Origin of the sequence: Bowmanella sp. JS7-9 (genome assembly GCF_004329715.1) — a bacterium.
Lineage (GTDB): Bacteria > Pseudomonadota > Gammaproteobacteria > Enterobacterales > Alteromonadaceae > Pseudobowmanella > Pseudobowmanella zhangzhouensis.
This window is the reverse complement of the sequence record NZ_JXSY01000007.1, coordinates 47,212-53,939: the sequence shown is the minus strand read 5'-3', so window position 1 is coordinate 53,939 and position 6,728 is coordinate 47,212. Positions and strand designations below refer to the sequence as shown.

At 49.9% G+C, this 6,728-nt stretch carries 7 protein-coding genes; 3 read left to right on the top strand and 4 right to left on the bottom strand.

Features of this window, described 5'->3' with window-relative positions; all coding sequences use genetic code 11:
• On the top strand, positions 1-193 hold a 193-nt coding region (locus TK45_RS04800; protein ID WP_131257502.1), incomplete at its 5' end, for a DUF3362 domain-containing protein.
• A 311-nt stretch (positions 194-504) separates the two neighbouring features.
• On the opposite strand, the gene TK45_RS04795 is transcribed toward TK45_RS04800, so the two are convergent.
• From TK45_RS04795 to TK45_RS04785, 3 genes are all read right to left on the bottom strand, one after another.
• Positions 505-1,395: a dienelactone hydrolase family protein gene (locus TK45_RS04795; protein ID WP_131257501.1), complete on the bottom strand. Its 891-nt coding sequence runs from the start codon at positions 1,393-1,395 to the stop codon at positions 505-507.
• A gap of 85 nt (positions 1,396-1,480) precedes the next feature.
• Positions 1,481-1,972 carry a YqiA/YcfP family alpha/beta fold hydrolase gene (locus tag TK45_RS04790; protein ID WP_131257500.1) on the bottom strand — a complete coding sequence of 164 codons (492 nt, stop codon included), beginning with the start codon at positions 1,970-1,972 and terminating at the stop codon, positions 1,481-1,483.
• Between the two features lie 19 nt (positions 1,973-1,991).
• A complete protein-coding gene (locus TK45_RS04785; RefSeq protein WP_131257499.1) occupies positions 1,992-3,008 on the bottom strand; it encodes a GGDEF domain-containing protein in 1,017 nt (338 codons plus the stop codon).
• A gap of 179 nt (positions 3,009-3,187) precedes the next feature.
• On the opposite strand from TK45_RS04785, the gene TK45_RS04780 reads away from it, so the two are divergent.
• The gene (locus TK45_RS04780; protein ID WP_131257498.1) at positions 3,188-5,029 is read left to right on the top strand and encodes a GNAT family N-acetyltransferase; all 1,842 of its coding nucleotides are present in this window, start codon (positions 3,188-3,190) and stop codon (positions 5,027-5,029) included.
• Positions 5,026-5,943 carry a histone deacetylase family protein gene (locus TK45_RS04775; protein ID WP_131257497.1) on the top strand — a complete coding sequence of 306 codons (918 nt, stop codon included), beginning with the start codon at positions 5,026-5,028 and terminating at the stop codon, positions 5,941-5,943. The genes TK45_RS04780 and TK45_RS04775 overlap by 4 nt, the downstream gene beginning before the upstream one ends.
• Here the strand turns inward: TK45_RS04775 and TK45_RS04770 are convergent.
• Positions 5,924-6,658 (bottom strand): ABC transporter substrate-binding protein, encoded by a 735-nt coding sequence (locus TK45_RS04770; protein WP_165490702.1) that lies wholly within the window; start codon positions 6,656-6,658, stop codon positions 5,924-5,926. The two genes, TK45_RS04775 and TK45_RS04770, sit on opposite strands and share 20 nt — an antisense overlap.
• Positions 6,659-6,728 lie beyond the last annotated feature (70 nt).

The window sequence follows — 6,728 nt, the reverse complement described above, 5'->3', positions numbered from 1 at the left end:
GGATCAGGTGCAAAATTTCTATCCATCAGCGATGGCCAGCGCCACGACTATGTACCATGCCGGTTTGCCTCCGCAACCTAAATGGAAGGTAAAATCAGGCAAGAAAACCGATGGTAAAACTGATGCAGGACAATCTCGCCGAGCGTTGAAAAATCAAGCCGATGAATCCAGCGGCTTTTGTTGTTGGCGTTAGTTGCGCTCGTCGCAGGAACAACCTACTTCGTTGTCCTGATCTAACCACTGCGAATATTTCCCCGAGCAGCCATTTTTGACGCTCAGGCAAGCACTCCTGCCTCGCTGCATGTTTATCTCATTGGGAATGAAAATGGCCTGGTTGACCACTGCTTTTATGACATCTTGCTCACTTAGCGATGAAGAACAACCGGTAAAAAGGAAAATTGCAGGCAAAAGTAGGAAAAGTAGAGGCTTCATAGAGGTCCTTCTCTGATCCAGGGATTTTGCGTATCCGTTTCGATTCGCTATTGCGGTGAAAGTTCAGCTGATTTATTTGCTGTGCTGGTTAAGAGCCTTGTCAAACAAAGCGAATGTCCGCGACCAGGCTTTTTCCGCTTGCACATCGTTATAGGCTTTAGAATCCGGGGGGCACCAGCCATGCAACGTACCGGCGTAGACTTCAATTTCGGCTGGTAGTTTTGCGCGGCTATAGGCCTCTCGCAATAATTGCTTCATTTGTGGGTCTTTCTTATCATCATTTTCTGCAATCGCATGCAGCACCGCGGCTGTTGACTGCGGGATGGTCAGATGGGGGCTATCTGGCTCGCTGGTTGCCAAGCCGCCACCATGGAAACTGGCGATTGCTTTAATTCGTTCCGGCATGGCGGCAGCCGCACGCATTACAAATGAACCACTCATACAGTAGCCCATAGCTGCGGCACCACGTTTTTTACTTACCTCAGGTTGCTTATCTAAATAGGCAAAACAGGCGCGTGCATCACGCACCACTGCGTCAGGCGTGAGTTTTGCCCGGTATCCACGGAGTATTTTCCATGCTTCCTCGGAGGGAAATTCGACCCCGGCGGGCAGAGCCAATCCTTTCACATCGCGATAAAAAGGGTTTAACACAAGGACCGCGTAGCCGGCACTGGCCAGACGTTTAGCCATTGCTTTAAATGCCGGACGTAATCCCTTGATGTCAGGCCACATCAATACCGAGGGGTGTTTACCGGAGGCAGGGCGTACAAAATAGCAATCTGCCGTGCCATCGGGCGTGGCGACAAATACATTGCTCTCAACAACATCTGCCGCGCTGGCAAATTGAGGAAATCCGGCGGCCAGGGTACCAAGAGCAAGTAACTTATTGAAATCCCGACGGTTCAACCGACTTGAACTGCTTAAGTAAGCTTGAATATCCTGTTCACTGTCTTTGTCGCACATGTTGTTCTCCATTAATTATCTGCAGATTTAAACCCATTAAAGGCAAGGTTAGATCATAGATATCGACATTATTTTATCTGACTTATCAAAGGCTAAGTTGCCGTAAACACTTCTCAAACAGTTGGCCAATGTCGTCAAGGGCACTATTGAGGCGATGATCGCCATCGAGTAAGTAGCAATGACACTGCTGTAATTCGGCGTAACGCACTGAGTGTGAAAAAGGAATGATGTCATCACGCCAACCATGAACAACCCACTGTGGCGTGCTCACAGGTCTGAACTGCTGCACTTGATATCCCGGCAGAAACAATGCGGGCGCCAGTAAAAACAAACCGGCAACAGGAGTCTGTTGCGCGACAACCGCGCTCACATAGCCAGCCATGCTGGAACCCACTAACAGTGTATGGTGGGGATGTTCGATATGATTGTGCAGGCGTTTTACCCGCAGGTCAGGCTCGGCCAGATCCTGATAATCAATACTGCTTACCTTGCCGTAGCGCCCGGCAATCTCGGCCAGATAGCGTATTTTGCTGCCCCAGGGGCCACTCTCTTTACCGTGGGAGAAGATAATATGCATGGGCGTCCTTGCAGTTGGTTTAGATTGCTAGCGGCATGACCCGGTTTCGGCCCAAACGTTTAGCATCGTACAGTTGTTTATCCGCACGCTCTATCAGTGTTTGCGGGCTATCCCCATTAGCAGAACAGGCTATGCCAAACGATGCCGTCACATCGCCTAAAGACTCGTTGGTCAGGCGATTGACCACATTAATTTTTTCAATGGCGCTGCGCATTCCCTCTGCGCGATGGCGCGCGCTGGCAAATGGCGTGGCAGGCAACAGTACTGCAAACTCTTCACCGCCGTAACGAAACGCATCGGCACCGTCGCGACACAGGCTGCGTAACTTTTTCGCCACCGCTTTGATCACCAGATCGCCCATCACGTGGCCGTAAGTGTCATTGATATTTTTAAAATGGTCGATATCGACGAGCAGCAATGCAACATCGCCCTTTGCGAGCATGGCTTTAAGTTCTTCATCAAAGTAACGGCGATTGCGCAGGCCGGTCAGGGCATCATATAGCGCATCATGCTGACTTTCGGCTAACTGTTCACGCAGTTGGGCAATCTCTTTTTCAGCGCTTGCAAGGGCGGCATTAAAACTCAGGGTACTTTTACGAATGCCTTGCGTCTCCTGCACCATGGTGCGTACCAGACCCATCACCTCTTCCAGCGTCCAGCCTTCTTTTTCCACTTTGGCCAGATCGTCCAGACAGCCGTCCATATTTTGCCGAAACTGATCAGACTCTTTGCGAGTATCCTGCATGGTTTGATTCAGCTCCTGCAGCATGGCTTCCAGTGACTGACGTAATTGCCAGGTATTCAGCTCCTGAGTGTCTGCCAGATGTTGCCGGTATAGCTCGGTGGTTTTTGACTCAGACAGTTGTGCCGAAATTTTTAATGCTTCATCGATCTGCTGATTGAGATCCGGAGACTTCTGCGAGGCGTAGGTGTACCACAAGGCATAATTCGTCGGCACGGCCGGCACCTGATGTTTAACCATCAATGGCACTGTTTGCTTCAGGATCTGAAAGGATTTTTCTAGTTCGTCAGCCATGCTGTTCTCACCCCAATGATATGCAGCTAGGTTAGCAAATCATTGGCTAAATACGCACAAAATAAGCAAAAGTTTTCCGGTGGCTACGACTAAAAGGCGATCCATATCAAGTTGCGGTGCTTAACTGGCTGGCATAGTCTGGGTAATTCATATCAGGGGATTCAAACAGGCTAAAGACAATGTATGTAGCGCTACCTAATCGCCCGGACTGGCAGGCATTTCTCAAATCCGGTAGCCGGATTTTTCTTGGTTCTAATGCGGCAGTACCCAATGGGCTGGTGGATGACCTCATCACACACAGCCATGATCTGCATGATATCGAAGTGGTGCATTTTAATACGTTGTCGGATGCGCGCTGGGTCGAGCCAGAATTTAGCGAGCTGTTTAAAGTAAATACCCTCTTTATTGGTGGTGAGAAGGTGCGCCGGGCGGTGGCTGAGGGGCGCGCAGATTACACACCGTGCTTTTTATCCGAGATCCCCTCGCTGTTCGAACAGGATATTCTGCCGCTGGACGCCGCGTTGATTATGGTAAGCCTGCCAGACAAATACGGCTATTGTTCCCTTGGCGTGGCTGTTGACGTGACATTGGCAGCGGTGCGCAAAGCGAAGCATGTGATTGCGCAGATCAATCCTTTGATGCCGCGCACTAGCGGCCATTCTTATATTCACATCAGTGAGTTGACCGCCTGTATTGAGATGGCGCAACCATTACCCGAACTACCCGATTTTGATCTGGATAAAAAAATCGAACGGGTTGGACAGTATGTTTCCATGCTGGTGCCAGACGGCGCGACCTTACAACTAGGTATCGGCAAGATCCCCAATGCGGTGCTCAAGTACCTGCAACAGCATAAGAATTTGGGCGTGCATAGCGAATTGATCACCGATGGGATCATCGATTTGATCGCTAAAGGGGTGATCAATAACCGCAACAAGACTTTTCACCCGGGTAAAACGGTCACCAGTTTTTGTCTCGGCAGCAAAAAGCTTTATGACTTTGTGAATGGTAATCCCCACGTGGAATTTTATCCCAGCGATTATGTGAACTCACCATCGAATATCGCCCGTAACCATGACATGGTGTCGATTAACAGTGCTCTGGAGATCGATCTGACCGGGCAGGTGGTGGCGGACTCGTTAGGTTATGAGTTCTACAGCGGCATCGGTGGACAGGTCGACTTTATTCGTGGCGCCGCGATGGCCAAAGGTGGTAAGCCAATCATTGCTATGATGTCTACTGCTAAAAATGGCACTGTATCCCGAATCGTACCGGCTATTACTGAGGGCAGTGGGGTGGTCACATCCCGAGGGCATGTGCATTATGTGGTAACAGAGTTTGGTGTGGCATCACTTAAAGGTCGCAGCATCCGCGAGCGGGCGCTGGAGCTGATCCGGGTTGCGCATCCGGATTTTCGCGCGGAGCTGCTGGAGGCGGTACGTAAACATTACTGGGTGCCCAATTATCAGAAAACTTACCCCCGGGAGGTACCGGAATTCGGTGCCCTGAATGTTCGTACTCTGGCAGTGGATGGGGAAGAGTTTGACCTGCGTCCACTAAACCCCGCAGATGAACGGCGCTTGCAGGAGTTTTTCTATTCACACACCAAAGAGACGCTGTTCTATCGTTACAACCATTACCCCAAACAGATGTCGCGGGAAAAATCCTGTTCACTGGTGAGCGTCGACCAAAGTCGTGATCTGGCGCTGTGCATTGTCAGACAACGCGGCTCAGTGTCAGAGATTCAGGCAGTAGGACGATATTACCTTAACCATGATGAACGCTCCTGTGAGGTGGCGTTTGTGACAAGGGAAAAATATCAGGGAAAAGGCATGGCCAGCCAATTGTTACGCACCATGATCGATATTGCCGGCAAGCGCGGATTGGCGGCGATGCATGCCTATGTTCGAGCAGATAATAAGAACATGTTGCGGGTATTCGAAAATGCCGGCTTTAAACGTCAGCCGATGGATGAGCCCGGCGAAATTACCCTGATATTAAGTCTGGAGGGACAGGGATGAATTTTTTATACATTAGTCACCCTGCGTGCCATTTACATGATTTGGGTGATGATCATCCTGAGTCACCGGCGCGCTTAGATGCGATTAATGACCGGCTGATAGCCTCCGGGGTCGACTTCACCATTATGCGTGATGATGCGCCGCAGGTGACAATCGAGCAGCTTTATCGTGTACATGACAAGGCCTATGTGGATAAAATTTTTGCGCAAACGCCAGAACATGGCACGGTACAACTGGATCCTGATACGGCCATGATGCCCCGCAGTCTGGATGCCGCACTGTATGCCGCAGGGGCAAATGTGATGGCGGTGGATGCGGTGATGCAGGGCAAGGCTTCTCAGGCATTTTGTGCTGTGCGCCCCCCTGGTCATCATGCTGAAAAAGACAAGGCGATGGGTTTTTGTATTTTTAATAATGTCGCGGTGGCGGCAGCCCATGCCATGGCCGAATACGGTCTGCAGCGTGTGGCGATCATAGACTTTGATGTGCACCACGGAAATGGTACCGAAGACATCTTTTTTGACGATGAGCGTGTGTTGTTTTGTTCTTCTTTTCAATATCCGTTCTACCCCTACGAAGTGGGGCTGGGAAATGAACACATTCTCAATCTGCCTTTGCCTGCAGGCACAGACAGCGAGGCGTTTCAAACTGCGGTCAGCGAGCAATGGCTGGACAAGCTGGATGCGTTTGCGCCGCAGCTGATTTTATTTTCTGCCGGGTTTGACGCGCACTTTGAAGACGAGATGGCACATTTTCGCTTGGTAGAGACAGACTACGACTGGATCACGCGCAAAGTGAAAGCGATTGCCGACAAACACTGTGATGGCAAGATGGTGTCAACCTTAGAAGGTGGCTATGCACTCAGCGCCCTGGCGCGCAGTGTAACCGTGCATATCAAGGCAATGATGGGATAAGGCGTGTATTGCGGTCACGCATAATATTATTAAATGCGCGTTCTAATGTTGCGATTAAAATGGGATCAGATTCGCGGTTAATGGCCAGGCAAATTTGACGTTCTTGATTATCAAAGGAGTCCAGTACCGGCTCAATTTGATCGGTAGCCACCCCCATTTTTTTTAATCGATAAGCGATGGACTCAGGACTCTGAATGATCAGGTCGACCCGCCGACTAAACAGTTGTCTGACATTGGCCTCTTCATCACTAGAGATTAATAAGTTAGTTTGCTCGCTGAAGCCTTGGGCGATCAAATACTCCCGGGAAAACCCACCGCGGATAGTGCCAATTAAATAAGATTTTGCATCGTCCAGCGACACCAGTTGGAGGTCTTTACGGCTGCGAAGTTTGAATAATCCGACGCCTTTAGAGTGAAACATTGGACATAACCAGTGGAACAGTGGGGCGCGTTCATTGGTGTAATAAATGGAATAAATCAGGCTGTTCGGTTGCCCTTGAACTTTAGCAAATGCACGGCTCCAGGGCATGATTTCAATGGAGTATTGCACATTAGCTTCATTCATTAATGCGCGCACAACATCAGTGGCTGCACCGACTATATTGCCATTGTCATCCAGGTAATTAAAAGGAGGCCATATTTCTGTATATATCAACAACTCCGGCAAGGTTCCGGGATATGCCGGCCGTGTGAACAGCAAAATAAAGCCAAGCAACCAGCGGTGAATATTTGCCTCCTGAAACCAAGCGGACTGTTATCAGGCTAGTTCACTGTTCATAAAGGTC

Coding starts and splice junctions, on each gene's coding strand:
- TK45_RS04795 (WP_131257501.1), bottom strand. CDS start 1,395: ATGTGCGACAAAGACAGTGAACAGGATATTCAAGCTTACTTAAGCAGT.
- TK45_RS04790 (WP_131257500.1), bottom strand. CDS start 1,972: ATGCATATTATCTTCTCCCACGGTAAAGAGAGTGGCCCCTGGGGCAGC.
- TK45_RS04785 (WP_131257499.1), bottom strand. CDS start 3,008: ATGGCTGACGAACTAGAAAAATCCTTTCAGATCCTGAAGCAAACAGTG.
- TK45_RS04780 (WP_131257498.1), top strand. CDS start 3,188: ATGTATGTAGCGCTACCTAATCGCCCGGACTGGCAGGCATTTCTCAAA.
- TK45_RS04775 (WP_131257497.1), top strand. CDS start 5,026: ATGAATTTTTTATACATTAGTCACCCTGCGTGCCATTTACATGATTTG.